Genomic DNA, 24,360 nt, shown 5'->3' with positions numbered 1-24,360 from the left:
GCGTGCGTAAAACGTCCGCTGCTCTCGCCGCCCTCGCCCTGTCCGCTGTCGCTCTGACCGGATGCTCGGCTGCGCCGTCATTCGCAGGAGCCACCTGTGATCGCACCGGTTCCGCGAATGGGATCAATGAGGACGTCACGGTCAGCGGCGACGTCGGCAAGCAGCCGAAGCTCGAACTTGTCGGACCGCTGAAGGTCGACAAGGTCTCCTTCTTCGACGCCGAGGTCGGCGATGGCGCGGCTCTGGTCGACCCGAACCAGGTCTTCATCGGCGGGTTCGCGATGTACGACGGCAAGACCGGCGAAATGATCCAGAACGTCGGCTTCGACGGTCAGGGCCAGCTGTTCACGATCAGCACGATCGAGCAGGGGCTGCCCGACCTGAAGCTCAACAAGGCGCTGGAGTGCGCGACCGGCGGCAGCCGGGTGGTGGTCGCCGCACCGGCGACCGACAAGGGCGACAGCGTGATCGCGGTCTTCGACATCGACAGCACCATGCTCTCCCGTGCCGAGGGCGGCGACGTCTTCAACAACGCGCGGGGCGTCCCGACTGTCGTCCGCAACCCCTCGGACGGCCGCCCGGGCATCATCATCCCCGACAGCAAGGCGCCGACGAAGACGATCACTCAGACCCTGATCGCAGGAGATGGCGCCAAGGTCGGCGACGACCAGCCCTTCTTCGCTTACACCGCGGTCGGCTGGAACGACAAGAAGGTCGCGGATACCACCTGGGGCAAGCTGCCCGAGGCCGACCTCTCGAAGCTGCCCCCGCAGGTCGCCGCGGCGGTGAAGGATGCGAAGGTCGGTTCCCAGATCCTCGTGGTCGTCCCGGGTGAGGGCGACGCCCAGGCCGTGGCATACGTCGTCGACATCCTCGGTTCGGTGCCCTCGGGCAAGTGATGGCCGCCACGATCCCCGCGGAGGAGCGCCTCACCAACCTGATCGTGGCGCTGATGGCCACGCGGATCGGCCTGACCAAGCAGCAGATCCTCGACAACGTGTCGGGGTACCGTCAGCGTGCCGAGGCCGGCGCGAAGACCGATGCCCTCGAGAAGATGTTCGAGCGCGACAAGGATCAGCTGCGAGCCCTCGGCGTGCGCGTCGAGACGATCGGCGACGCGGCGGATCCGAATGACCTGCGTGAGGCGCGCTACCGCATCCCTCAGGAGGAGTACGACCTTCCCGGCGACATCGCATTCAGCCCGGCCGAACTCGCCGTGCTGCGCCTGGCAGGCAGCGTGTGGAGCGCCGAGTCCGCATCGACCGACGCGCAGGCAGGTGTGCGAAAGATCCGCGCCATGGGCATCGACGGCGACGAGCCGATCATCGGCTTCGCACCGCGCATCACCGGTCGGGATGCCGCCTTCGCACCCCTGCAGGACGCGATCGAGCGCACAAGGGTCGTGACCTTCGATTACCTCAAGCCCGGTGAGGAGGGTCCGCAGCGCCGGCGGCTGCGACCGCTCGCGCTGCTCGACTACGAGGCGCGCTGGCACATCTACGGCATCGACGTGGATGTGGATGCGGAGCGCACCTTCCTGCTCAGCCGCATCGTCGGCGCGGTGAAGGTCACCCCCCAGTCCTTCGACCCTGCACTGCGCGAGGGCGCGGGGGAGCGAGCACTGGCGGGTCTCGAAGAGGTCGCTGCGACGCACTCCGCGCTGCTCGAGGTCGAGCCGGGCACCGAAGCAGCCCTGAGGCTCGGCCGGCGCGCGACACCCGCGGTGCAGGGCATCCACCTGCCCTATGTGGATCGCGACATCCTGGCCGACGAACTCGCGTCTTACGGGCCCGAGGTGCGCGTGGTGGAGCCCGCCGAGCTCCGCGATGCGGTCGTGGCCCGGCTGCAGGGTGTCTTCGACGCGCACGGGACTGACGGGAGCGAGCATGAGTGATCAGAAGCCGTTGCTCGCAGCGGATCGCGTGCGGGTCTACCTGACCCTGGTTCCCTACCTGCTCGAGCGTGGTCAGGTGTCGCTCGCCGAAGCGGCAGCGGAGTTCGGCGTGAGTGTGCCCGAGATGCGCGCCATGGTCGAGAAGCTCACCGTGATCGGCCTGCCCGGCGAGGACGGGTTCTGGCAGCAGCCGCAGGAGATGTTCGACATCGACTGGGATCTGCTCGACGAGCACGACGTTGTCGAGATCACCAACGACGTGGCGCTGCGACGCGTGCCGCGCTTCACCGCCCGTGAGGCTGCGGCGCTGCTCGCGGGCCTGCAGATGGTCGCCGCGGTGCCTGCGGTGTCCGACTCCGGTCTGGTGGCGGGGCTGCTCGCGAAACTGGCCCGCGGCGCGGTCGACGCGCCTGCCGACGTCGTCGTCGCGCCGAGCCGCGTCAGCGAAGTGCAGGAGGTCGTCTCCCGCGCGCTGAACGACGGCGTCGCCGTCTCGTTCACCTATCGTGCGCCGGATGCCGCACCCACTGTGCGCACGGTCGACCCGGTGCAGGTGCTCATCACCGACGGCCAGTGGTATCTGCAGGGCTGGTGCCACCTGCGTCAGGCGATGCGCACCTTCCACCTCGACCGGGTGAGCGATGCGCAGCTGACCGAGATCGCGATCACGCATGGCGCCGACCGGGTGCCGGACGCCTTCGGCACCGGCCCAGACGAGGGCACCGTGACCGTGCGCATCCCCGAGACGCTGGCCCCGTTGCTGGGCGGCTTCCGATCCGAGGAGATCTCCCGCGCGGACGGCGACGTCATCCTGCGCCTGCGCATGGCCGACCCGCGCGGCATCAAGCGCTTCGCTGCGCGCTTCGCCGGGCGGATGCAGGTGCTCGAGCCCGCTGCGGCTCGGACTGCCACCCGGGACTGGGCGAATGCCGGACTGGCCCTGTACCGTGACCCGATGTCTCCCGACCACGGGTAGACTGAACGCCACTACCCACCAATGAGGAGACTTTCATGCTTGGGAACCTGACCGGATGGCACTTCCTGGCCATCCTCATCGTGGTCCTGCTCCTGTTCGGCGCGGCGAAGCTGCCCGCCCTGGCGAAGAGCGTCGGCCAGTCCGCCCGTGTGTTCAAGGGCGAGATGAAGGCGATGAAGGACGAGGACGGCTCGTCCACGACAGCAGCATCGACCGAAGCGAAGCCGGAGAGCGGTTCCACCGCTTCGAACGAGGCACCGTCCGGCGCTGACAAGACCAGCTGACGGCGGTGGCAGTGACTGATTCCTCGCCCGTCGAGGAACAGCCTCGCCACGACCGCCGGATGTCGCTCAGCTCGCATCTGCGCGAGCTCCGCAAGCGGCTGACGATCGCGGCGATCGCGATCATTGTCGCGATGATCGTGGCGTTCCTCGTGACGGATCCGATCATCTACTTCATCACGCGTCCGATTCGCGATCTGCAGGAGCAGGGAAGCACCACGTTCGCGGGCCTCAACTTCGGGACCGTGACCTCCTCATTCGACCTGCGGATGCGGATCGCCTTCGCGATCGGACTGACGCTGGCGGCGCCGGTATGGCTGTGGCAGATCTGGGCGTTCATCATGCCCGGACTGACCCGCAAGGAGACCCGCTACACCATCGGCTTCGTGGGCACGGCGATCCCGCTGTTCTTCGCCGGCTGCTATGTCGCCACGCTGGTCACACCGCACGTGATCGAGATGATGATCGGGTTCACGCCTCAGGGCGGGACGAATCTGCTGGACGCCCGCCCGTTCTACGACTTCGTCTTCAAGCTGATGATCGTTGTGGGCATCTCGTTCGTGTTCCCGGTGTTCCTGATCGGCCTCAACATGGCCGGGATCATCACCGGAAAGGCGATCTTCAAGGGCTGGCGCTGGGCAATCCTGATCGCGATCCTGTTCGCGGCGATCGCGACACCTCCTGCCGACCTGGTCAGCATGTTCATGCTGGCCGGCATCCTGACGGTGCTGTACTTCGCCGCCGGACTGCTCGCACTGCTGTTCGACCGACGCAAGCGCAAGCGCATGATCGCGATGGGGCTCGACCCCGATCTTCCCGCATGACGTCGGCTGCCGATCGGTTCGCCGAGGCGAACGACCGACGCGACCACCCGCAGACGGCGGAGTTCGCCGCGCAGCAGCGCTTCCGGCTGGATCCGTTCCAGGTGGCGGCGTGCCAGTCACTGGAGGCCGGCCGCAGCGTGCTGGTGGCCGCCCCCACCGGCGCCGGAAAGACCATCGTCGGCGAATTCGCGATCCATCTCGCGATGCAGACCCCGGGAGACAAGGCGTTCTACACGACGCCGATGAAGGCGCTGTCGAACCAGAAGTTCCGCGAACTCACAGAGGTGTACGGCGAGGCCGAGGTGGGCCTGCTCACCGGCGACACCAACATCAACGGCAACGCGCGCGTCGTAGTGATGACCACAGAAGTGCTCCGGAACATGCTGTACGCCGATTCGCCGGCGCTCACCGGACTGCGGTACGTGGTGATGGACGAGGTGCACTATCTCGCCGACCGGTTCCGCGGGCCGGTCTGGGAAGAGGTCATCCTGCACCTGCCGCCTCAGGTGCGACTGGTCTCACTCAGCGCGACGGTGTCGAACGCCGAGGAGTTCGGTGACTGGCTCGACACCGTGCGCGGCGACACCGATGTGATCGTCTCGGAGACGCGGCCCGTGCCGCTCGAGCAGCACGTGCTGGTGCGCGACGACCTGCTGCCGCTCTTCGACGACAGGGCCGGCATCGCCACCGCGCAGGTGAACCAGGAGCTCATGCGCATCCGCTCCTTCACCGGATCGCGGTACGACGACAACAGGCGCGCGCAGGAGTATCGCAGCTCGCGCCAGGCCGGCAATCAGGCCAAGCGCCCGCCGCGCGGCGGCAAGCGCCCGGTGCGTTCGGCCAACATCCGCCGCATCGAACGGATGGACCGGGCAGACGTGGTGCGGCTGCTGGACAACGCCAATCTGCTGCCTGCGATCTTCTTCATCTTCAGCCGCGTCGGCTGCGATGCGGCCGTGCAGCAGGTCAGGCGCTCCGGACTGCGCCTGACGACAGCCGAGGAGCGCGCGGAGATCCGCGAGATCGCGAACGACCGCACCAGGGCCCTGCGCGACGAGGATCTGGACGTACTGGGCTTCTGGCAGTGGCGTGACGACCTGGAGCGCGGCATCGCCTCGCATCACGCCGGCCTGCTGCCCGCGTTCAAGGAGGTCGTCGAGGAGCTCTTCCAGCGCAAGCTGCTGAAGGCGGTCTTCGCCACCGAGACGCTCGCCCTGGGCATCAACATGCCGGCGCGCACCGTGGTGCTGGAGAAGATGGAGAAGTTCAACGGCGAGGCGCGCGTCGCGATCACGTCGGGGGAGTACACCCAGCTCACCGGGCGTGCGGGCCGCCGCGGCATCGACGTCGAGGGCCATGCCGTCGTGCAGTGGACCGAGGGCATGGACCCGCAGGCGGTTGCCGCGCTGGCATCCCGACGCACCTACCCGCTGAACTCCAGCTTCCGGCCGACGTACAACATGGCCGTCAACCTCATCGATCGCTTCGGCCGCGCCCGTGCTCGCGAGATTCTGGAGTCGTCCTTCGCGCAGTTCCAGGCCGACCGGGCCGTCGTGGGACTCGCGCGGCAGGTCAAAGAGGCGGAGACGTCGCTCGTGGGCTACGTCGAGGCCATGACCTGCGAGCACGGCGACTTCACGGAGTACGCAGGCATCCGGCGCGAGCTCAGCGATCTGGAGAAGAAGCACCGGAAGGACGCCGCCGCCCCGCGCACGGTGCGCGACAAGCGGCTGCACAAGATCCAGCAGCTGCGCACCAGGATGCAGCGGCACCCCTGCAACGCCTGTCCCGACCGGGAGGCGCATGCTCGCTGGGCTGAGCGGTACTGGAAGCTCAAGCGCGAGACGGATCGCACTCGTCGTCAGATCGAGAACCGCACGGGCACTGTGGCGCGCATCTTCGATCGTGTCCTCGAGGTGCTGGAGGTCGTCGGGTACGTCACGGGCGAGGGCGAAGACCTGGCGCTGACGGATGCGGGACGCACGATGCGCCGCATCTACGGCGAACGCGACCTGCTCGTCGCAGAATCCCTGCGCCAGGGGCTGTGGAAGCAGTTGGATGCGCCCTCGCTGGCCGCTATGGCGTGCTGCTTGGTCTACGAGCCCCGACGCGACGAGCAGAACGCAGGGGAGCGGAGCATGCCCCGCGGTGCTTTCCGCATCGCATACGACAGGACCGCCGAGCTGTGGGCGGAACTGGACGACCTCGAGCAGGACCACCGTCTGCCCGGCACCGAGGCGCTCGCGCCCGGGCTCGCCGCGGCCATGCACGAGTGGGCACGTGGCGGCATGCTCGACCGGGTGCTCATCGAGGCCGACATGGCGGCCGGTGATTTCGTCCGATGGGCCAAGCAGACCATCGACCTGCTCGATCAGCTCTCCATCGTCGCCGAGGATGGAGAGCTCGCACGCACGGCGCGACGCGCTCTCGACGGCGTGCGCCGCGGCATCGTGGCCTATTCAGGAGTGTAGGCACGGATGCTCGACACCGACCGCTCCGCGCCCGTCGACAGAGCAGCGCGGCCGCAGCCGCTGGTGCCGCTGTGGCTGGCGCTGCCCCTCGCGGCCGTCGCCGGCATGCTGATGCGTCTGTCGTTCCCCGAGCCGGCCATCTGGCCCCTGGTGTTCCCCGCGGTCGCACTGCTCCTGGTCACACTGATCGGGCGCCGGATCTGGGCGGGACTGCTCGTCGGCCTGATCTACGGGCTCGTGTTCTTCGCCCTGCTGGTCTCCTGGGCGACTCGGTACCTCGGCCTGATCCCCTGGGGCGCCCTCTCCGTGGTGCAGGCCGCGCTCACCGCGGTGGGGCTGATGCCGATCATCCTCGCCTACCGCTGGGTGCCGCGCGCCTGGCCGCGGGCGCGGCTCGCGGTGCTGCCGCCGCTGATCGGCGCGCTGTGGACGCTGCAGGAGCTGTTCCTGGGCAACTGGCCCTACGGGGGCTTTCCCTGGGCGCGGCTCGGGATGACGCAGTCGGAGAGCCCGCTCGGGCATCTGACCTCGTGGGTCGGAGTGAGCGGGCTGAGCTTCCTGATCGTCACCACCACGGCTCTGCTCCTCGAGCTGGCGCGAACGGGGTCGTGGCGTCGCCCGCTGCGCCTCATCGCTCCGGTGGCGCTCACGCTCGTGCTGCTGCTCACGCCGCTCTTCCCGACGACGTCCGCCGGAGACATGCGCATCGGCGCGGTGCAGGGAAACGGACCGACCGGGTACTTCGACCACCGAGAGCCCTACGCCATCATCGACTCCCAGATGGCGGCGACCGAGCCGCTGTACGGCGAAGATCTCGATCTCGTCGTGTGGCCGGAGGGTTCGGCGGGCTACGACCCGTTCCAGGACCCCGGCACAGCGCGACGACTCACCCGGGTCGTGACCGAGGCCGGTGCGCCCCTGCTCGCGAACACGGCGACGGAGCGCGGCAAGGAGATCTTCAACACGTCATTCCTGTGGACCTCCGATGGCACCGCCGACCAGCTCCACGACAAGCGGCATCCGGTGCCCTTCGGCGAGTACGTGCCGAACCGAGAGTTCTACAACGCGATCGTGCCGGATCTGATCGGCCTCCTGCAGCGCGAGTACACGCCGGGTACGAATCCGCCCCTGGTCCACGTCGGCGATGTGCCGGTGGGACTCGCGATCTGCTTCGACGTCATCTACGACGAGGTCATCCGTGAGGGCGTCACCGGTGGCGCACGGGTGCTGATCTTCCAGACGAACAACGCCGATTTCCGCGGCACCGACGAGAACCTGCAGCAGCTCGCCTTCGCGCGCACCCGCGCGATCGAGACCGGCCGCAGTGTGGTGAACATCTCCACGGTGGGCACCAGCCAGACCATCCGCCCCGACGGGTCAACGATGTCGACCCTGAACGCGGACAAGGCCGGCGCGCTGCTCGACGATGTCGAACTTCGCACCGGCCTCACGGCTGGAGTCGTGCTCGGACCCTGGCTTCAGCAGGTCCTGCTGTGGGGCGGCGTCGCGGGGCTATTGCTCAGCGGCGTGCTCGCCCGACGGCGTCGGGCCTGATCAGGCGCCGATCTTCTGGCGAGTCGGGTCGTCGCCGGCGCCACGGCGGGCGCGGATGTAGGCGAGCCGCTCCTCGAGCAGCTCCTCGAGCTCGGCGCGGGTACGGCGCTCGAGCAGCATGTCCCAGTGAGTGCGCGCGGCCTTGCTGTCTTCCTCGACCGGAGTGACGGGCTTGCCATCGACCTCGAGCAGAGCGTCGGCGCCGCAGGAACGGCACTCCCACGTCTGCGGGGGCTCCGCGTCCGCGGCGAACATCAGGGTGGTCTCGTGCCCGCAAACCGGGCACGCATAGGTGGTGGCGCTCCGTTCCATGAAGACGACGCCCTCTTCGCTCTGCAAGCTCTGGGCGCCGAGTCGGATGCCGCGCAGGCTGCGATCTGCCATTGTGTGGTCCTCTCGTCGCTGTCAGGTATAACGAACCTGTCTGTGCGGATCATCCACAGGGCCTGAATCCTAGAGCTTTTCACAGTGGAATCCCAGGGGTCAGCCCATATAAGTCAGAGGAAGACTCAATCGTTCAGAGTTCGCAGCGCGACGTCGGCATGATCGGTGATGATGCCGTCGACTCCCAGAGCGACGAGATCGCGCATCAGCTCCGGCTCGTTGACGGTCCAGACATGCACTTCGACGCCGTGCCGGTGAGCCGCACCCAGGAGTGCCGGCGTCAGCACCCGGAGCGATCCCTGAGCGACGGGGATCTGCACCGCGTCGATGCCACGCAGTGCAGCACCGGGGGAGAGGTGCAGTGCGGACAACGCCCGCAGCGCCACGATCGTGTGGCTCCCACCGGAAGTCGCGGGCGGGCCGTCCGCCCCGGCGCGACGGATCGAATCGAGCGCGTGTCGTCGACGGGCATCCGAGAAACTCGTGATCAGCACGCGTCGGGTGTGCGGAGCGATGAGGGCGCCGATCGGCTCGGCCGCCGCATCCGTCTTGACGTCGATGTTGAACCGCGTTTCGGGGAACGCAGCGAGAGCCTCGGCCACCGTCATCAGGCCGCCGTGCTCGGCGAAGATGTCGCGCAGCTCGGCCGTGCGCACGGCCGAGATCGCGCGGGGGTCGCCCGTCAGCCGCTCCAGCGTGTCGTCGTGGAAGAGCACGACATCTCCATCGGCAGTGACCTGACAGTCGCTCTCGATGTACTCCGCGCCGGCGGTCACGGCCTGCGCGAACGAGCCCGCGGAGTTCTCCCACACGGACGAGTCCTCGCCCTCCGGGATCGCGAGACCGCGGTGGGCGAGGACACGGGGGAGCCGGGCTCCTTCGAAGTACGGGTGCGTCACGCTCCGGGCAGCCTCGGCGGTGCCTGCGGAGTGCCGTCGGGCTTCGGAGCGAACGCGGTGCCGAAGTTCTTCAACGCCTCGGTCAGCTCGCTCGGGATGATCCACAGCTTGCTGGACGGGCTCTCGCTGACCTTCGGCAGCATCTGCAGGTACTGGTAGGCGAGCAGCTTGTCGTCGGGGCGGCCCTCGTGGATCGCGGTGAAGACGTTGTTGATCGCCTCCGCCTCGCCCTGGGCGCGCAGCACAGCGGCCTGCTTGTCACCCTCGGCCTTGAGGATCGCCGCCTGGCGCTGTCCTTCGGCCTCGAGGATCTGCGCCTGCTTTGACCCTTCGGCGGTGAGGATCGTGGCGCGTCGCTCGCGCTCGGCGCGCATCTGCTTCTCCATCGAGTCTTGGATCGAGATGGGAGGGTCGATGGCCTTCAGCTCGACACGTCCGACGCGGATGCCCCATTTGCCGGTCGCCTCGTCGAGGACGACGCGCAGCTGACCGTTGATCTCGTCTCGGCTGGTGAGTGCCTCTTCGAGGTTGAGGCCGCCGACCACGTTGCGCAGCGTGGTGGTGGTGAGCTGTTCGACCGCACCGAGATAGTTCGCGATCTCGTAAGTCGCGGCGCGAGCGTCCGTCACCTGGAAGTACACGACCGTGTCGATGGACACGACGAGGTTGTCCTCGGTGATGACCGGCTGCGGGGGGAACGAAACGACCTGCTCGCGAAGATCGATGAGCGGCCGGAGCCGGTCGATGAACGGCACCAGCAGGTTGAGACCCGGCATCAATGTCTTGTGGTACCGGCCCAGACGCTCGACGACCCCGGCGGTGGCCTGCGGGATGATGCGGATGGCTCGGGCAACGGTCACCACGACGAAGATGATGACCGCGATCGCGAGAATCCACCCGATCGCGGTGGGGATGAACGAATCGTCCACGATGCTCCTATTCGCTGACGGGACGGACGATGGCCGTCGCCCCGGTGATCTCGACGACCTCGACACGGCCGCCCTGCGGGATGGTCGCATCCGAGGCGCTGCGCGCCGTCCAGGTGTCGCCGTTGCCGAGCTTGGCCTGCCCACTGGTACGGGTGATGTCCGCAAGAGCGGTGCCGTGCAGGCCGACCAGCGCATCGACGTTCGACTTGGTCGGATCCTCACCGCGTCTCAGGCGATGCAGCAGCGGCGGACGCAGGAAGAGGATGAACAGGGCCGCGGCGACGGCCGCGATGATCACCTGCAACCAGATCGGCATGCCGATCAGGTCGGTGATGAGGCCCACAGCACCACCGAAGGCCAGCATCAGGAAGGTGAAGTCGAGGCTCAGCATCTCGATCACGAGGAACACCGCGATCAGCACCAGCCAGCCGATCCACGCCCACTGTTCGAACATCTCGATCATGGTCGCCCTTCCCTTTCCAGCGAACCTACCACGGGCCGCAAGGGGGTCGGCGGGCCCCTCCGCGGTAGGCTGAGATCGTCGCGGTCGCGGCGAAACACAGCATTCCAAGGAGCACCAGTGACCGACGTTCTTCCCGCTGGCTCCCTCGACGGCAAGGTGGCGCTGGTCACCGGATCGTCGCGGGGCATCGGCGCCGACACCGTCCGCTATTTCGCGCAGGCCGGGGCCGACGTGGTGATCAACTACCGCAACAAGGCACCCCGCGCCGAGAAGCTCGCGACCGAGCTGCGCGCACTGGGCCGCAGGGCTCTCGTGGTCGCCGCGGACCTCACCGACCCGGCATCCGTCGGGGAGATGCTCGCGAAGGTCGAGAGCGAATTCGGCCGCCTCGACATCCTGGTCCTGAACGCCTCCGGCGGCATGGAGTCCGGCATGGCCGAGGACTACGCGCTCACGCTGAACCGCGATGCGCAGGTCGACGTGCTGACCCAGGCACGTCCGCTGCTCGGCGAGGGGTCGCGAGTCGTCTTCGTGACCAGCCACCAGGCGCACTTCATCCGCACCACGCCGACCATGCCCGAGTACGAACCGGTCGCGAAGTCCAAGCGCGCAGGCGAGGATGCGCTGCGGGAGCTCATCCCTGGTCTGGCCGAGGCGGGTGTCGGCTTCACCGTGGTCTCAGGCGACATGATCGAAGGCACCATCACGGCCACCCTGCTGGAGCGCATGAACCCCGGCGCCATCTCGGAGCGTCGCGAGTCGGCCGGCAAGCTCTACAACGTGTCGGAGTTCGCCGCCGAGGTCGCACAGGCCGCCGTCGACCTGGTGCCCGCCGACAACACCCGCCTGGTGGGAGACACCTCGGGCTTCGTCGCCGAGTGATCACGCAGCAGACATGAGAATGGCCCCGTCCGATCGGACGGGGCCATTCTCATGAGGGGGACGGATCAGACCGAGGCGTCGCTCTTCAGCGTGTCCTCGATGTCCTTCGCGTCCTTGCCGAGCGTGATCGCGCGCACGATCTGGACGATGCCGAGCACGACCAGGGCGATGCCCAGGATCCACCACAGCACGACGACGGCGTACAGCGGCGAGAAGAGCACCACGATTCCGGCGACGATGCTGAGGATCGAGTAGATGACGGTCCAGGTCTTCGAGGCCGACTTGCCCAGCAGGCTGAGCGAGACGATGCCGTCGATGATCCAGCTGACACCGATCAGGATGGCGACCACGAATGCGAGCGTCGCGGCGGCCGCAGCCAGGTTCGTGAACGCGATGACACCGGCGACGATGTAGATCAGACCGAGCACGACGTGGCCGACGCGCGCCCAGCCGCCCTTCTCCTTGGAGAAGATCCCGAGCGCGATGTAGACGAGGCCGGCGATGATCAGGTACGCGGCGATGATCGCGGTGACGATCACGGCGGACTTGCCGGGCCAGATGAGCAGGACGAGGCCGGCGATGAGTGCGATCGCACCCGAGACGGCGAGGAAGACCCGGACGGACTTGACGAAGCCCTTCGCTTCCGAGAGAGCATCAGACATGATGTTTCCTTTCTGGGAACCTCCTGTGAGGCTCAGTACAGCGTAGTGGCTGCGGTTTCCAAACCGTGGAATTGCACACGTCGTGCCAGGATCGTGAGGTGACCGTGACACCCGCCGAAGACCCGCATCTGCGCGAGCTGGTCGTCCTGCGCCGGGTGCGCGACAGGATCGACCGCGAGTACGCCCAGCCTCTCGATGTCGAGGCGCTGGCCAGGGGCGCGCACATGTCCGCCGGTCACCTCAGCAGGCGGTTCAAGGCGACGTTCGGCGAGTCGCCGTATTCGTATCTCATGACCCGGCGGATCGAACGGGCGATGGCGCTGCTGCGGCGCGGCGACCTGTCGGTCACCGACGTGTGCTTCGAGGTCGGGTTCTCGTCACTGGGCACCTTCAGCACGCGCTTCTCCGAGCTGGTCGGCCGATCACCGAGCTCCTACAAGGACGATCCCGATCTCGGCCCCGGCGTGCCGTCGCTCTCGTGGAAGCACGCCACCAGACCGATCAGGAATCGAGAAGCGGACGCCGGCGGGGATGCGTAGCGTCGTGGACATGGACATCACGATCAACGCCAGCTTCCTTCCGCACACCGACGCCGAGGCATCCCTCGCCTTCTATCGGGACGTGCTCGGCTTCGAGGTGCGTAAGGACGTCGGGTATCAGCAGATGAGATGGATCACGGTGGGACCGGTCGGACAGCCCGACACGGCGATCGTGCTGACCCCGCCCGCCGTCGACCCTGGCATCAACGACGCCGAACGCAGCACGATCCTCGAACTCATGGCCAAGGGCAGCTACGGCGGCATCGTGCTGTCCACGGATGACGTGGACGGGGCATTCGCGGCGATCGAGGCCAAGGGAGCCGATGTCGTGCAGGAGCCGATCGATCAGCCGTACGGCATCCGGGATTGCGCGTTCCGCGACCCGGCAGGCAATATGGTGCGTCTGCAGCAGGCCGCCTGACTCCGAGAGGACGACGATGACGAACATCGCCGACGCCCACGACAGCATCCGCGTAGAGGGGGCCCGCGAGAACAATCTGAAGGATGTCAGCGTCGTCCTCCCCAAGCGCAGACTCACCGTCTTCACGGGGGTGTCCGGGTCGGGGAAGAGCTCGCTGGTGTTCGACACGATCGCCGCCGAGTCGCGCCGGATGATCGACGAGACGTACAGCGCCTTCGTGCAGGGGTTCATGCCCTCGGTGCCGCGCCCCGACGTGGACGTGCTCGAGGGGCTGACGACGGCGATCATCGTCGACCAGGAACGGCTCGGAGCGAACCCCCGTTCGACCGTCGGCACCGTGACGGATGCGAACGCGATGCTTCGCATCCTGTTCTCCAAGCTCGGCGAGCCGTACATCGGCGGGCCGACGGCGTTCTCCTTCAATATCCCCACGCAGCAGGCGAGCGGCGTCATGACCGGCCCGAAGGGCGAGAAGAAGATCGTCAAGGACGCCATCTACCTCGGCGGCATGTGCCCGCGCTGCGAGGGGCGGGGGACGGTCTCCGACATCGACCTCACGCAGGTCGTCGACGAGAGCCTGTCCCTGAACGACGGGGCCATCCTCGTTCCGGGCTACACCGCGGACGGATGGATGGTGCGCCAATTCGCCGAGTCAGGCTTCTACCCGGCGGACAAGCCCATCTCCGCATTCACTGAGAAGCAGCGGCACAACTTCCTCTACGGCGAGATCACCAAGGTCAAGGTGAACGGGATCAACATCACCTACGAGGGGCTGATCCCGAAGATCACCAAGGCGATGCTGTCCAAGGATCTCGATGCGCTGCAGCCGCACATCCGTCGCTTCGTGGAGCGTGCCGCGGCGTTCGCGACCTGCCCGGAGTGCGACGGCACCAGGCTGACCGCGGGGGCTCGCTCGTCGAAGATCGAGGGCATCAGTATCGCGGACGCCTGTCGGATGCAGATCACCGATCTCGCGGAGTGGGTGCGCGGTCTGGACCGGCCGGGGGCGGGGCCGCTGCTGGTGGCGCTCAGCGCCAACCTCGACGCGTTCGTGATGCTGGGACTCGGTTACCTCAGCCTGGACCGCCCCTCCGGCACGCTGAGCGGGGGCGAGGCGCAGCGGATCAAGATGCTGCGGCACCTCGGCTCCTCGCTCACCGATGTCACCTATGTCTTCGACGAGCCGACGATCGGGCTGCACCCTCACGACATCCAGCGGATGAACGGCCTGCTGCGACAGCTGCGCGACAAGGGCAACACGGTGCTGGTCGTCGAGCACAAGCCCGAGACGATCGCGATCGCCGACCACGTCGTGGATCTCGGGCCCGGCGCGGGCAGCGCCGGCGGCGAGATCTGCTTCGAGGGAAGCGTCGACGGGCTGCGCGCCAGTGACACGCTCACCGGGAGGCACCTCGACGACCGGGCATCCGTGAAGGACGCCGTGCGCGACGGCACCGGCGCGATGGAGGTGCGCGGCGCAGACGAGAACAACCTGCAGAGTGTGGACGTCGACATCCCGCTCGGAGTGCTCACGGTCGTCACCGGCGTCGCCGGATCGGGCAAGAGCTCGCTGATCCACGGGTCGGTCGCCGGGCGCGAGGGTGTCGTGTCGATCGATCAGACTGCGATCAAGGGCTCCCGCCGCAGCAATCCCGCCACGTACACGGGGATGCTGGAGCCGATCCGCAAGGCGTTCGCGAAGGCGAACGGCGTGAAGCCCGCCCTGTTCAGCGCGAACAGCGAGGGCGCCTGCCCGTCGTGCAAGGGGTCGGGCGTGATCGTGACGCAGCTGGGCTTCATGGACACGGTGGAGACGCCGTGCGAGGACTGCGGCGGCAAGCGGTTCCAGCCCGCCGTGCTGGACTACAAGCTCGCAGGCAAGGACATCGTCGAGGTCTTCGAGATGCCGGTGCGCGAGGCGCAGGAGTTCTTCGCCGGGGGAGAGGCCAAGATTCCCGCAGTCGTCAAGATGCTCGATCGGATGGCCGACGTCGGCCTCGGATACCTCACACTCGGTCAGCCGCTGTCGACATTGTCCGGCGGTGAGCGTCAGCGCATCAAGCTGGCGATCCAGATGGCGGAGGGCGGCGACGTCTATGTGCTCGACGAGCCGACCACTGGCCTGCACCTCGCGGATGTCGAGAACCTGCTCGGACTGCTGGACCGGCTCGTCGACTCCGGGAAGACCGTGATCGTGATCGAGCATCACCAGGCGGTGATGGCCCACGCCGACTGGATCATCGATCTCGGCCCTGGCGCCGGGCACGACGGCGGCAAGGTCGTGTTCGAGGGCACCCCTGCGCGGCTGATCGCCGACAGATCGACGCTGACCGGCCAGCATCTCGCCCAGTACGTGGGATCCTGAACCGGTGACCCTCAAGATCTCCACCAGGAATGCCCGCTTCCAGCTGATCGAGGCGCTTCTGCACAACCGCAACCGCCGGCTGCGCGATGGCCTGTTCATCGTGCAGGGGGTGCGCCCGATCAATCAGGCGATCGCGCACGGCTGGACGATCGAGACGGCCGTATTCGACGGGCAGCGGAAGCTGTCGCCGTGGGCGAAGGATGTCGTCGCGCAGGCGGGCGAGGGGATCGCGATGAGTCCGGATCTGCTCGCCGAGCTCTCCGGCAAGGAGGACGGCGAGGCCGAGGCGATCGCGATCGTGCGGATGCCGGCCGACGACTTCTCGCGCATCCCGACGCCGGCGGACTTCCTCGGCATGGTCTTCGACCGGCCGACGCAGCCGGGCAACGTCGGCGCGATCCTGCGATCTCTGGACGCCTTCGGCGGAGACGGACTCGTCGTCTCGGGCCACGCCGCCGACGTGTACGACCCGAAGTCGGTGCGCTCGTCCACGGGATCGCTTTTCGCGACGCCGGCGGTGCGCGCGGCATCCCAGGGGCCGGTGCTGGACTGGATCGCGGAAGTCCGCGAAGGCGGTGTGCCGGTGTCGCTCGTGGCGACCGACGAGCACGGCGACGTGGATGTCTGGGACTACGACTTCGCCCAGCCCACCCTGGTGCTGATCGGGAACGAGACGGTCGGACTGTCGCGCGGCTGGCGTGAGGCGGCGGATGTCACGGTGCGCGTGCCCATGCGCGGTTCGGCGAGCTCGCTGAACGCCTCGAATGCGGCGACACTGATGCTCTACGAGGCCGCGCGGCAGCGTGCCTGATCGAAGTACGACTAGGTTCGGCGATATGAGATCTCGACGAGGAGCCGCAGCCATCGGAGCGATGCTGCTGCTCGCTGCCCTGACAGGCTGCGCGACGTCAGTCGGCGGCGTGGCGAAATCCTCCGCAGTCCCCGTGCCGACGTCGACCGCCGCTGCCGAGCCGGCGGCGGCGCCGTCTCCGAGTCCCGCAGTCACGTTGTCCGCTGAGGATGCCGAGGCGCAGCAGCGAGCGGAGAACTGGCTCGAGACCACTCCTGTTCCTCCGCAAGCGGTGCGCGTGGAGGCCAGCCCGAGTGGGATCTTCGCCGGCCAATGGCAGAGCTGGATCTGCTCCCCGACGAAGACCGTGACCGCCTACTGGACGGTGGACAGCATGTCGCCGGGTGAGGCCCTGAACTGGATGATCGCTCATCCGACGCCCGGGCTCGTGCTCACCAGGACCGAACCGGTCGCCGACGACGGCGACTACGACGCCGTCTCGATGGGCGCCACCCCGGAGGGCGAGAGCCTGCAGGGCATCGCGTTCACGTACGTCAGGATGCCGAAGGGATCCGCGATTCGCGCGGAGATCGGTGCGACACCGACGACCGCGGTCTGCCCGGATCCGCCCGAGGGCGGCGTGTGGGGCGGACCGGGTGAAGGCTGATCGGCTCTCAGCGCGCCAACGGCTAGCATCCGAACATGACGGCTTCGCAGACCGAGATCGATGCACGGATCCAGACCTACTACGCTGACGTCTTCGACGAGAGCGTGCGGCTGACCACGCGCTCCGCGCAGGGGCCGCTGGAGTTCCGTCGCACACAGGAGCTCATCCGCGAGAACGTACCAGTGGGGCGCGTGCTCGACATCGGCGGCGGGTCGGGCGTGCACGCTGTCGCGCTGCAGCGCGACGGGTATGACGTCGAGTTGATCGAGCCGGTTCCGCGGCACGTCGAGCGTGCGCTCGAGGCCGGTCTGAGGGCGCGGATCGGGGATGCCCGGGAGTTGCCTTACGAGGACGCCTCGTTCGATGCGGCGCTGATGCTCGGACCGCTCTATCATCTGGCATCTCTCGAGGATCGACTCACCGCGATCCGTGAGGCGGCCCGAGTCGTGCGCCCCAGTGGGGTGGTTTTCGCGGCCGGACTTTCGCGATATGTCGCGTTTGGCGCTGCCTCGCTGGGCAGACGGGTTCCTTCGCCGATTCCGGGGGAGTGGGGCGCCCTGATCGCCGACGGCACTCCGGGTTCGGGACTGCGGTTTCCCGCCGGGCACTTCCACACGGCTGAGGAGCTGCACGAGGAGGTCGCGGCCGCGGGACTGGACGTTCTCGAGGTCGTCGGTGTCGAGGGTCCCGCCGGCCTGTTCCTCGAGGTGGTGCGCGAACTCGACCAGGAGGTTCAGGACGCCGCGATGACGATCGCCCGAGCCGCATCCGCTGAACCAGGAATCCGCGATCAGAGCGCGCATCTGCTCGCGATCGCGCGGGTGCCGTGAACGGTGGACCGTCTGCGGCGGTGACGGCGCGGCCGACCTCCGGCTGGCGGGCCCGACGCATCGCGCTGTTCGCCCTCGGGACGATCCTCCTCATCAGCGCCGTCGTCATCGTGACCGTTCTCACCGTGGGGACGCGGTCGAATGCGACCATACGGGGCTGTGCGCGGCGCTCCTCGCACTCGCCGACTGCGGAGCAGGCGCGGGTCGCGGTCCTTCAGATGCCCGCAGATCTCGGCGAACGATGACGGGGGAGCGAGTCGTTCTGGTCGACAGCCGGGGCGAAGAGTGGGCCGAGCGATATGCGATGCTGCGCGAGCGCATCGCCGTGATTCTCGGTGACGCGCAGATCGAGCACATCGGATCGACCTCCGTTCCGGAGATGCCGGCGAAAGATGTGGTCGACGTGCTTGTCGGCGTGCCGTCCGCTGACGTCACGGGAGCAACCGCCCTGCTTGAAGCAGCGGGATTCGACGTGGAGGGGGTCCGGGACGGGCATGCCTGGCTGAGCATTCCGCACCGGGACGCTCGTACCGCCGTCGTGCATGTCGTCGTCCATGACGACCGCCAATGGCAGGACCGCACGGACTTCCGCGACCTGCTCCGACAGTCCCCTGCGGCCCGAGACCGCTACCTCGCGGTCAAAGAGCAGGCTGCGGCATCGGCCGTCGACTGGGGCGACTACACCGCGAGCAAGGCTGACATCGTGACAACCCTGCTCGCCGAGTACCGCGCGCAATAGCCGGAACGGATGCGGCAGAGTGGTCAGCATGGATCTGAGAAGCGCGTTCCCGCCATTCGGGCTGCGAATCGAGGCTGGACCCCTCGTGCTCCTGCCGATCACCGACGAGGTGCTGTCGACTCTGATCGATGTGGCTGCCGGAGGTATCCACGATCCGGATCAGATGCCGTTCTCCTACCCGTGGACCGACGCGCCCGCGGAGCGGCTGCCGACGGACTTCGTGCAGTATCACTGGGGAACACGCACCAGGTGGTCGACAGATGCCTGGGCGCTCGACCTTGCGGTCGAGTACGAAGGCGAGATCGTCGGCACTCAGGGGTTCACGACGCACGACTTTCTGGTGACGCGGACGGGCGAGACCGGCTCCTGGCTGAGTCTCGCGCACCACGGCCGTGGCATCGGCACGCGAATGCGGCAGGCGATCTGCGCATTCGCCTTCGATCACCTGGATGCCGAGGAGATCACCTCGGCGGCCTTCGCAGACAACCCGGCATCCCTCGCGGTGAGCCGGAAAGCGGGCTATCGAGTGGATGGCCGGCAGCGCCTCAGCCGCCGAGGCGAGGTCGCTATCAATCAACGACTGGTGCTGTCTCCTGCGGATCTCGTGCGCGGAGAGCCGATCACCGCCCACGGAGCGGCGGAGTTCCGTGCGTTCATCGGCTTGGATCAGCAGCGCGCTGCGACCGAGGAATGATGGGAGCATGTCGATCGATCGCTCCTGCATCCGTGTGAAGGCCATGCTCGTCGCCCCGAACGCCGACGGCACTCGGCATCTCGTGAGTGTCAACGGAGCGACCGACGAGAACGCTCAGGGGTTCCACCGGTTGATCGGCGGCAGTGTGGAGCTGGGGGAGACGCATCGCGAGGCGGTCATCCGCGAGGTGCATGAGGAGCTCGGCGCGAGCATCCTCGACCTCACATTCCTGGGCATGGTCGAGAACATCTTCCGGTTCAACGGCGAGCTCGGGCATGAGATCGTCGCGCTGTACCGCGGAACGCTGGAACCTGCACCCGGCCCCGAAGGCGGGACGCTCACGGAGTCCGACGGATCGGTGGCCCCTGTTGTGTGGCGGCCGCTCGACGACGCGGAGCTCGCTGTTCCGCTCTACCCGGCAGCTGCGAGCGAGTGGATCCGCGGGTTCGGCGGGGGAGTGTGAGAGACCGCGCTGAGAGCCGGCGTCGGGCCCGGCTCAGCAGTCCTCCTCGGAATACTCGTTCATGATCCACTGCGCAGACGCGCGTTCCATGACGACGCTGCCGCAGGAGCTCCCGTCGTACGCGACGCGGAGTTCCGCCGCATCCGCTGTCACAGACACGGTGTCGATCTCGACGTCCATCGACTGACCCGTCGCCTTGTACAGCGCCGCGGTGCTCTCGATCATCTCCGCGCAGTCGGCGGCGGGCAGGCCGGACGCCTTCATCTCGGCGAGCATCCGATCCACCAGAGCGTCCGTGAGGTAGCCGCAGGCGACTGCGGCATCCGGTTCGCGGCTGGCAGCGAGCCAAGTTCGAAAGGCATCTTCCGGGGACTGTTCGTCTGCAGTCGCCGCAGCGTCCGGCGTGGATGCCGTTGCCGGCGTCCGCGCGGCCGGTTCGTCACCCGACGGGGCGGAGCAGGCGGGCAGCACAGCGAGCGCGGTCGCGGAAGTCGTGGCAAGGAGGACACGCGTCAGGGCGGAGGTCGTCACGTTCTCATTATGTCGAGGGCTGAAAATCCCAGCGCGATTCCGGGGGAGTGGGGCGCGCGCTGGGCTGAGACCGGGACCCCCCGGTCTCAGCCCAGCGGGAGTCACGGTGTCAGGCGATGGACATCCCGCGGGAAGAGCGTCACCTCGCGGATGTTGGCCACCTCGAGCAGTCGGCCGACCCATCGCTCGAGCCCGATCGCGAAACCGCCGTGCGGAGGCATCCCGTACGCGAACGTCTGCAGGTACTCCTCGTATGTCGCCGGCGACTCTCCGCGTGCGGCGAGTGCCGCGATGTAGTCGCTGTACCGATGCAGTCGCTGTCCGCCGGTGACGAGTTCGAGCCCGCGGAAGATGAGGTCGAAGCTGTTGCTCCACCGGGTGTCGTCGGGCTGCGGATGCGTGTAGAACGGGCGCTTGCGCATCGGATAGCCCTCGACCGCCAGCACGTCGCTGCCGAACTCCTGCATCGCCCAGTCGCCCAGGACGCGTTCGTGCTCCGGTGCGAGGTCCGGTTCGTCCGAGGGCGCGCCGACCCGCTTCAGCGCCTCGGAGAAGTGGATCACGGGGATCTCGTCGGGAATGGCGGGCAGGCGCACCTGCAGCTGCTCGACGGCGCCCGCCGCCTGCGTGCGAATCGTCTCCGTCATCCCCGCCAGAACAGTGCGGAGCATCCTGAGCACGTCGTGATGGTCGCGGATGAAGCCGAACTCTACGTCCAGTGAGACGTACTCGGACAGATGCCGGACCGTGTCGTGAGGCTCGGCCCGGAACACCGGTCCCACCTCGTAGACGCGCTCGAAGACGCCGACGAGCTGCTGCTTGTAGAACTGCGGGCTCTGCGCGAGGAACGCCGGGCGTCCGAAGTAGTCGACCGGGAAGACGTTCGCGCCGGATTCGGTGGCGGATGCCACGAGCTTGGGCGTCTGGATCTCGGTGAAGCCTGCCGCGTCGAGCGTCGCCCGGAAGCCCTGCAGGCTCGCAGCGGCGATCTCCCACTTGGCCCGCTGAGCCGGGTGACGCCAGGTCACTGCGGCGTTGTCCAGCAGGGTCGGCAGGCCGGCGCTGAGCCCCGGGCGCCACAATTCGACCGGCGGTGTCTCTGCCGGCTCGGAGAGCAGCGTGACGACAGGAGAAGTGACCTCGACGCCGCCGGGAGCGTGCGGGTTCGCCGTAGCGATGCCGACGACGTCGACGACGGTCTCTTCCGGCGGCAGTCCGACCTCACCGATGTCGCCGGGGCGCACGACGACCTGCGCGAGACCCGAGCGGTCACGGATGACCAGGAAGCTGACTGTGGCGAGCTCGCGTCTGCGGTGCACATGGCCCTGTAGTCGGATCGCCGAGCCGGGTTCGGCGTGGGTCAGCTCGGCGGCGAGGGTGCGTGGTGGTACGGGTGATCTCATGATTCCTCCAGAAAGCGGAAGCCCTGGAGGTGCGGGCGGGGGCCAGATCGCGGTGCCACCACACCTTCGCCGACGTGCCGCCGGCCTCTCGTCGGTGACACCGGACGCGCGAGCACAGCTGCTCCTGCGGAGCTGAGGGATGTCAGTCCTCGCTGTTGCTGGGACTCAGACTAGTCGAACGGGGCTGCCGATCCGGGTCGGCGGATATACCGATAATGCACATTATGTCAGTTAACAGATGACAGCCTCTCCTCTGATGCGAACATGACCAACGACGAGATTCCCGCAGCGTCCGCCCGTGCGAGCCGTCCGATAGGCTCCGTCGAATGGAACTGCTCGCAGAAGCACCCGCGTCATATCTCGGTTCCGACCCCTTCATCGAGAGCTGCAGCCCGTCAGTGGTCGCCCTCGCCGCCTCGCTCCGCGAGAGCCATCCAGGCGACATCGACTTCGCTCACGCCTCATTCGAGTGGGTGCGCGACAACGTGAGCCATTCCTTCGACGCACAGGATCGTCGCGTGACGATCACAGCGACGGAGGTACTGCGCGAGCGGGTCGGCCTCTGCTACGCCAAGGCGCACCTGCTGACCGCGATGCTGCGCGCGGAAGGCGTACCGGCGGGACTCTGCTACCAGCGGCTGGCGGACGACGCCATCGGGCAGGGCCACGTCGTGCACGGACTCATCGCGCTTCACCTCGAGGGCGCCTGGCATCGTCAGGATCCCCGAGGAAACAAGTCCGGCGTGAACGCGCAGTTCTCCTTGGGCGCGGAGCAGCTCGCCTGGGTTGCGGACCCGCACCTCGGCGAGATCGACTATCCGGTCGTGTACGACTCCCCCGTGGCCAGTGTCGTGAACGCTCTCAGGAGCACGGACGACATCCTCGAGCTGTACCGAAGCGGCCTCCCGGACGCCCTCACCGACGCCGAGGCCGGCGCGCGCAGATGACGGTGCACGACGACCCGACGACGCCACGGCTCATCCCTGCTCTCTGCGGCAGATTCAGCCCGGTGGGTTTCGATGCGACGATCGACATCGACGACAGCCAGATCGACACGCTGCTGGATGCTGCGCGGCATGCGCCATCCGCCGGAAACTCGCAGCCCTGGATGTTCGTCGTCGCCCGACGCGGTGACGACGTGCACCAGCGGATCGTGCCTCACCTGGCGCGGAGCTCCTCGATCTGGGCGCCGTCCGCCTCGCTGCTGGTCGTCAACCTCGCTCACGTCACGATCGAAGGCAGCGACGGATGGGAGTACTCCGAGTTCGCGCGCTACGACCTGGGGCAGGCGGTCGCGTACATGACCGTGCAGGCGCTGCACCTCGGCTTCGACGCTCATCAGTTCCGCGCCTTCGACAGAGAAGGACTCGCCGCGGAGTTCCGGATCCCGTCGCACTGGGAGGTCACTTCCATGACGGCGTACGGAGTCTCCAAGCACGCCCCGGGTGAGGTCCGCTCCCCCGGCACCAGCCGTGAGCGCGCCGACCGCGCGGACATCACCTGGCTTCGGGCGGACAGGACACAGGGATGACCGCCGTCGGCAGAGCATCGACTCGTCTCGTGATCCTGCGCGGCGACTCGGCCTCTGGGAAGACCACGACCGCGCTGGCGCTCCGCGAGAGGCTGGGACCGAAGGTGGCGCTCATCCATCAGGACCAGTTCCGGCGTGAACTGCTCCGGAACGAGGATCGTGCGCAGCGCTCTCAGGACGCGAGCATCCTCATCGTCGGCGCCGCGCGCAGCGCGCTGGACCTCGGCTACGACGTGATCCTGGACGGGATCTTCAACCTGCGCGACTACTCCGAGCCGTTCCGGCGGCTGCATGAGGATCATCGCGGGTGCACTCGCGTCTACCAGTTCGACGTCGGCCTCGACGAGACGATCCGACGCCACTCGGAACGGCCACTGTCCAGTGCGTTCGGTGAGGACAAGATCCGGGAGTGGTACGACGGCTGGCAGCCACTCCCCTGGTTCGACGAGACTCGGGTGGGCCCGGAAGTCACGACCGAGGACCTCGTGTCGATGGTTCTGCGGGACCTCAGCTGATGCAGCGCCTCCTCGCGGCTGTGAACAGGTTCAATGCCGCGCATCCGTGGTCGCACAACGATGCCTATGCGCGATATGTGCTGCGACACGCCCGCGCGGTGGACCGCGCCGGCGGGCGGACGGCATTGGATGTCGGATGCGGCACCGGGAACCTCGTCGCCCGGCTGTCCGCGATTCTCCCTGAGGTGGTCGGATTCGAACCGGACTCCGGAACCGCAGCAGTGGCGAGAGCCCGATTCGCCGCATCCGACCACGTGCGCATCGAGGAGCGCAGATTCGGCGACGAACCGAGTGGAGATTACGACCTGATCGTCTTCGTGGCGTCGCTGCACCACATGCAGCTGATGGCGACTCTGCGGCAGGTGGAGCGGGCGCTGCGCCCGGGCGGACGGATCGTGATCGTCGGCGTCGCAGCCGAGACGCGCGCCGATCTCCCCCGCTCCATCGCCTCACTGGTGCTCAATCCGATCGTCGGGTTCGTCCGGCACCCCCGTCGGACCTCTGCTCCCCCGGCCGCCATGCGCGCGCCCACAGCAGAGCCCGTCGAGACCTTCGGCGAGATCCGCTCAGCGCTCGTCGAAGTGCTGCCCGGCGCGCGGATGCGACGACGGCTGTTCTGGCGCTACACGGCTCACTGGAAGGCGCCCCGTTAG

Annotated in this window: 28 protein-coding genes; 21 read left to right on the top strand and 7 right to left on the bottom strand. The window is 67.7% G+C overall.

All coding sequences use genetic code 11. The annotated features are described in order from the left end of the window. The first annotated feature begins 2 nt into the window (after positions 1-2). From ACFVDO_RS02605 to lnt, 7 genes are read left to right on the top strand one after another with little or no spacing between them, the layout of a single operon-like run. Positions 3-899 (top strand): hypothetical protein, encoded by an 897-nt coding sequence (locus tag ACFVDO_RS02605; RefSeq protein WP_378857106.1) that lies wholly within the window; start codon positions 3-5, stop codon positions 897-899. Next, positions 899-1,894: a helix-turn-helix transcriptional regulator gene (locus ACFVDO_RS02600; protein WP_378857108.1), complete on the top strand. Its 996-nt coding sequence runs from the start codon at positions 899-901 to the stop codon at positions 1,892-1,894. The genes ACFVDO_RS02605 and ACFVDO_RS02600 overlap by 1 nt, the downstream gene beginning before the upstream one ends. Then, positions 1,887-2,870, top strand: a complete 984-nt coding sequence (locus tag ACFVDO_RS02595) for a helix-turn-helix transcriptional regulator (protein WP_378857110.1) — start codon at positions 1,887-1,889, stop codon at positions 2,868-2,870. The genes ACFVDO_RS02600 and ACFVDO_RS02595 overlap by 8 nt, the downstream gene beginning before the upstream one ends. 35 nt (positions 2,871-2,905) lie before the next feature. After that, positions 2,906-3,154, top strand: coding sequence for a Sec-independent protein translocase subunit TatA (gene tatA, locus ACFVDO_RS02590; protein ID WP_378857112.1), 249 nt, complete (start codon positions 2,906-2,908; stop codon positions 3,152-3,154). A 59-nt stretch (positions 3,155-3,213) separates the two neighbouring features. Next, positions 3,214-3,975, top strand: coding sequence for a twin-arginine translocase subunit TatC (gene tatC, locus ACFVDO_RS02585; protein WP_378857328.1), 762 nt, complete (start codon positions 3,214-3,216; stop codon positions 3,973-3,975). Beyond that, positions 3,972-6,446 carry a DEAD/DEAH box helicase gene (locus ACFVDO_RS02580; protein ID WP_378857113.1) on the top strand — a complete coding sequence of 825 codons (2,475 nt, stop codon included), beginning with the start codon at positions 3,972-3,974 and terminating at the stop codon, positions 6,444-6,446. Before tatC ends, ACFVDO_RS02580 begins: the two co-directional genes overlap by 4 nt. A gap of 6 nt (positions 6,447-6,452) precedes the next feature. Then, positions 6,453-8,000 carry an apolipoprotein N-acyltransferase gene (gene lnt, locus ACFVDO_RS02575; RefSeq protein WP_378857115.1) on the top strand — a complete coding sequence of 516 codons (1,548 nt, stop codon included), beginning with the start codon at positions 6,453-6,455 and terminating at the stop codon, positions 7,998-8,000. On the opposite strand, the gene ACFVDO_RS02570 is transcribed toward lnt, so the two are convergent. The 4 genes from ACFVDO_RS02570 to ACFVDO_RS02555 all read right to left on the bottom strand — a co-directional run bounded on the left by ACFVDO_RS02570 (position 8,001) and on the right by ACFVDO_RS02555 (position 10,666). Further along, entirely contained in the window at positions 8,001-8,384 is a 384-nt protein-coding gene (locus ACFVDO_RS02570) for an RNA polymerase-binding protein RbpA (protein ID WP_378857117.1), read from the bottom strand. Between the two features lie 125 nt (positions 8,385-8,509). Further along, on the bottom strand, positions 8,510-9,283 hold the full coding sequence (locus ACFVDO_RS02565) for a glycerophosphodiester phosphodiesterase family protein (RefSeq protein ID WP_378857119.1): 774 nt from the start codon (positions 9,281-9,283) through the stop codon (positions 8,510-8,512). Then, positions 9,280-10,215 (bottom strand): SPFH domain-containing protein, encoded by a 936-nt coding sequence (locus ACFVDO_RS02560; RefSeq protein ID WP_378857330.1) that lies wholly within the window; start codon positions 10,213-10,215, stop codon positions 9,280-9,282. The genes ACFVDO_RS02565 and ACFVDO_RS02560 overlap by 4 nt, the downstream gene beginning before the upstream one ends. A gap of 4 nt (positions 10,216-10,219) precedes the next feature. Then, complete coding sequence (locus ACFVDO_RS02555) at positions 10,220-10,666, bottom strand: NfeD family protein (RefSeq protein ID WP_378857121.1); 447 nt, start codon at positions 10,664-10,666, stop codon at positions 10,220-10,222. Positions 10,667-10,792: 126 nt separating this feature from the next. Between ACFVDO_RS02555 and ACFVDO_RS02550 the strand changes: the two genes are divergently transcribed. Further along, on the top strand, positions 10,793-11,557 hold the full coding sequence (locus tag ACFVDO_RS02550) for an SDR family oxidoreductase (RefSeq protein ID WP_378857123.1): 765 nt from the start codon (positions 10,793-10,795) through the stop codon (positions 11,555-11,557). 65 nt (positions 11,558-11,622) lie between these two features. On the opposite strand, the gene ACFVDO_RS02545 is transcribed toward ACFVDO_RS02550, so the two are convergent. Beyond that, the gene (locus ACFVDO_RS02545; protein ID WP_378857125.1) at positions 11,623-12,219 is read right to left on the bottom strand and encodes an HdeD family acid-resistance protein; all 597 of its coding nucleotides are present in this window, start codon (positions 12,217-12,219) and stop codon (positions 11,623-11,625) included. 98 nt (positions 12,220-12,317) lie between these two features. Between ACFVDO_RS02545 and ACFVDO_RS02540 the strand changes: the two genes are divergently transcribed. From ACFVDO_RS02540 to ACFVDO_RS02500, 9 genes are all read left to right on the top strand, one after another. Then, a complete protein-coding gene (locus tag ACFVDO_RS02540) occupies positions 12,318-12,758 on the top strand; it encodes a helix-turn-helix transcriptional regulator (RefSeq protein ID WP_378857127.1) in 441 nt (146 codons plus the stop codon). 10 nt (positions 12,759-12,768) lie between these two features. After that, positions 12,769-13,179: a VOC family protein gene (locus ACFVDO_RS02535; protein ID WP_378857129.1), complete on the top strand. Its 411-nt coding sequence runs from the start codon at positions 12,769-12,771 to the stop codon at positions 13,177-13,179. Positions 13,180-13,195: 16 nt separating this feature from the next. Then, a complete protein-coding gene (locus tag ACFVDO_RS02530) occupies positions 13,196-15,544 on the top strand; it encodes an ATP-binding cassette domain-containing protein (protein ID WP_378857131.1) in 2,349 nt (782 codons plus the stop codon). Positions 15,545-15,548: 4 nt separating this feature from the next. Then, positions 15,549-16,355 carry a TrmH family RNA methyltransferase gene (locus tag ACFVDO_RS02525; protein WP_378857133.1) on the top strand — a complete coding sequence of 269 codons (807 nt, stop codon included), beginning with the start codon at positions 15,549-15,551 and terminating at the stop codon, positions 16,353-16,355. Between the two features lie 25 nt (positions 16,356-16,380). Continuing rightward, positions 16,381-17,001 carry a hypothetical protein gene (locus ACFVDO_RS02520; RefSeq protein ID WP_378857135.1) on the top strand — a complete coding sequence of 207 codons (621 nt, stop codon included), beginning with the start codon at positions 16,381-16,383 and terminating at the stop codon, positions 16,999-17,001. 35 nt (positions 17,002-17,036) lie between these two features. Further along, the gene (locus ACFVDO_RS02515) at positions 17,037-17,831 is read left to right on the top strand and encodes a class I SAM-dependent methyltransferase (protein ID WP_378857137.1); all 795 of its coding nucleotides are present in this window, start codon (positions 17,037-17,039) and stop codon (positions 17,829-17,831) included. A 241-nt stretch (positions 17,832-18,072) separates the two neighbouring features. Then, complete coding sequence (locus ACFVDO_RS02510; protein ID WP_378857139.1) at positions 18,073-18,570, top strand: GrpB family protein; 498 nt, start codon at positions 18,073-18,075, stop codon at positions 18,568-18,570. Between the two features lie 28 nt (positions 18,571-18,598). Next, positions 18,599-19,264: a GNAT family N-acetyltransferase gene (locus ACFVDO_RS02505; RefSeq protein ID WP_378857141.1), complete on the top strand. Its 666-nt coding sequence runs from the start codon at positions 18,599-18,601 to the stop codon at positions 19,262-19,264. A gap of 7 nt (positions 19,265-19,271) precedes the next feature. Then, on the top strand, positions 19,272-19,727 hold the full coding sequence (locus ACFVDO_RS02500; RefSeq protein WP_378857143.1) for an NUDIX domain-containing protein: 456 nt from the start codon (positions 19,272-19,274) through the stop codon (positions 19,725-19,727). A 33-nt stretch (positions 19,728-19,760) separates the two neighbouring features. Here the strand turns inward: ACFVDO_RS02500 and ACFVDO_RS02495 are convergent, their stop codons facing one another. Together ACFVDO_RS02495 and aspS are read right to left on the bottom strand one after the other, a co-directional pair. Further along, complete coding sequence (locus ACFVDO_RS02495; protein WP_378857145.1) at positions 19,761-20,258, bottom strand: hypothetical protein; 498 nt, start codon at positions 20,256-20,258, stop codon at positions 19,761-19,763. A gap of 101 nt (positions 20,259-20,359) precedes the next feature. Next, positions 20,360-21,661, bottom strand: a complete 1,302-nt coding sequence (gene aspS / locus ACFVDO_RS02490) for an aspartate--tRNA(Asn) ligase (RefSeq protein ID WP_378857147.1) — start codon at positions 21,659-21,661, stop codon at positions 20,360-20,362. A 326-nt stretch (positions 21,662-21,987) separates the two neighbouring features. Between aspS and ACFVDO_RS02485 the strand changes: the two genes are divergently transcribed. The 4 genes from ACFVDO_RS02485 (at position 21,988) to ACFVDO_RS02470 (ending at position 24,360) form a co-directional block, all read left to right on the top strand. Continuing rightward, entirely contained in the window at positions 21,988-22,608 is a 621-nt protein-coding gene (locus ACFVDO_RS02485; protein WP_378857149.1) for a transglutaminase family protein, read from the top strand. Positions 22,609-22,670: 62 nt separating this feature from the next. Next, positions 22,671-23,192 carry a nitroreductase family protein gene (locus tag ACFVDO_RS02480; RefSeq protein ID WP_378857151.1) on the top strand — a complete coding sequence of 174 codons (522 nt, stop codon included), beginning with the start codon at positions 22,671-22,673 and terminating at the stop codon, positions 23,190-23,192. After that, positions 23,189-23,707 (top strand): AAA family ATPase, encoded by a 519-nt coding sequence (locus ACFVDO_RS02475; protein WP_378857153.1) that lies wholly within the window; start codon positions 23,189-23,191, stop codon positions 23,705-23,707. Before ACFVDO_RS02480 ends, ACFVDO_RS02475 begins: the two co-directional genes overlap by 4 nt. Beyond that, a complete protein-coding gene (locus ACFVDO_RS02470) occupies positions 23,707-24,360 on the top strand; it encodes a class I SAM-dependent methyltransferase (protein WP_378857155.1) in 654 nt (217 codons plus the stop codon). The genes ACFVDO_RS02475 and ACFVDO_RS02470 overlap by 1 nt, the downstream gene beginning before the upstream one ends.

The organism is Microbacterium sp. NPDC057741 (assembly GCF_042798735.1).
Taxonomy (GTDB): domain Bacteria; phylum Actinomycetota; class Actinomycetes; order Actinomycetales; family Microbacteriaceae; genus Microbacterium.
This window is presented reverse-complemented; position numbering and strand designations above follow the sequence as displayed.

Coding starts and splice junctions, on each gene's coding strand:
- ACFVDO_RS02600 (WP_378857108.1), top strand. CDS start 899: ATGGCCGCCACGATCCCCGCGGAGGAGCGCCTCACCAACCTGATCGTG.
- ACFVDO_RS02595 (WP_378857110.1), top strand. CDS start 1,887: ATGAGTGATCAGAAGCCGTTGCTCGCAGCGGATCGCGTGCGGGTCTAC.
- tatA (WP_378857112.1), top strand. CDS start 2,906: ATGCTTGGGAACCTGACCGGATGGCACTTCCTGGCCATCCTCATCGTG.
- tatC (WP_378857328.1), top strand. CDS start 3,214: ATGTCGCTCAGCTCGCATCTGCGCGAGCTCCGCAAGCGGCTGACGATC.
- ACFVDO_RS02580 (WP_378857113.1), top strand. CDS start 3,972: ATGACGTCGGCTGCCGATCGGTTCGCCGAGGCGAACGACCGACGCGAC.
- lnt (WP_378857115.1), top strand. CDS start 6,453: ATGCTCGACACCGACCGCTCCGCGCCCGTCGACAGAGCAGCGCGGCCG.
- ACFVDO_RS02570 (WP_378857117.1), bottom strand. CDS start 8,384: ATGGCAGATCGCAGCCTGCGCGGCATCCGACTCGGCGCCCAGAGCTTG.
- ACFVDO_RS02555 (WP_378857121.1), bottom strand. CDS start 10,666: ATGTTCGAACAGTGGGCGTGGATCGGCTGGCTGGTGCTGATCGCGGTG.
- ACFVDO_RS02545 (WP_378857125.1), bottom strand. CDS start 12,219: ATGTCTGATGCTCTCTCGGAAGCGAAGGGCTTCGTCAAGTCCGTCCGG.
- ACFVDO_RS02535 (WP_378857129.1), top strand. CDS start 12,769: ATGGACATCACGATCAACGCCAGCTTCCTTCCGCACACCGACGCCGAG.
- ACFVDO_RS02530 (WP_378857131.1), top strand. CDS start 13,196: ATGACGAACATCGCCGACGCCCACGACAGCATCCGCGTAGAGGGGGCC.
- ACFVDO_RS02520 (WP_378857135.1), top strand. CDS start 16,381: ATGAGATCTCGACGAGGAGCCGCAGCCATCGGAGCGATGCTGCTGCTC.
- ACFVDO_RS02515 (WP_378857137.1), top strand. CDS start 17,037: ATGACGGCTTCGCAGACCGAGATCGATGCACGGATCCAGACCTACTAC.
- ACFVDO_RS02510 (WP_378857139.1), top strand. CDS start 18,073: ATGACGGGGGAGCGAGTCGTTCTGGTCGACAGCCGGGGCGAAGAGTGG.
- ACFVDO_RS02505 (WP_378857141.1), top strand. CDS start 18,599: ATGGATCTGAGAAGCGCGTTCCCGCCATTCGGGCTGCGAATCGAGGCT.
- ACFVDO_RS02500 (WP_378857143.1), top strand. CDS start 19,272: ATGTCGATCGATCGCTCCTGCATCCGTGTGAAGGCCATGCTCGTCGCC.
- aspS (WP_378857147.1), bottom strand. CDS start 21,661: ATGAGATCACCCGTACCACCACGCACCCTCGCCGCCGAGCTGACCCAC.
- ACFVDO_RS02485 (WP_378857149.1), top strand. CDS start 21,988: ATGGAACTGCTCGCAGAAGCACCCGCGTCATATCTCGGTTCCGACCCC.
- ACFVDO_RS02475 (WP_378857153.1), top strand. CDS start 23,189: ATGACCGCCGTCGGCAGAGCATCGACTCGTCTCGTGATCCTGCGCGGC.
- ACFVDO_RS02470 (WP_378857155.1), top strand. CDS start 23,707: ATGCAGCGCCTCCTCGCGGCTGTGAACAGGTTCAATGCCGCGCATCCG.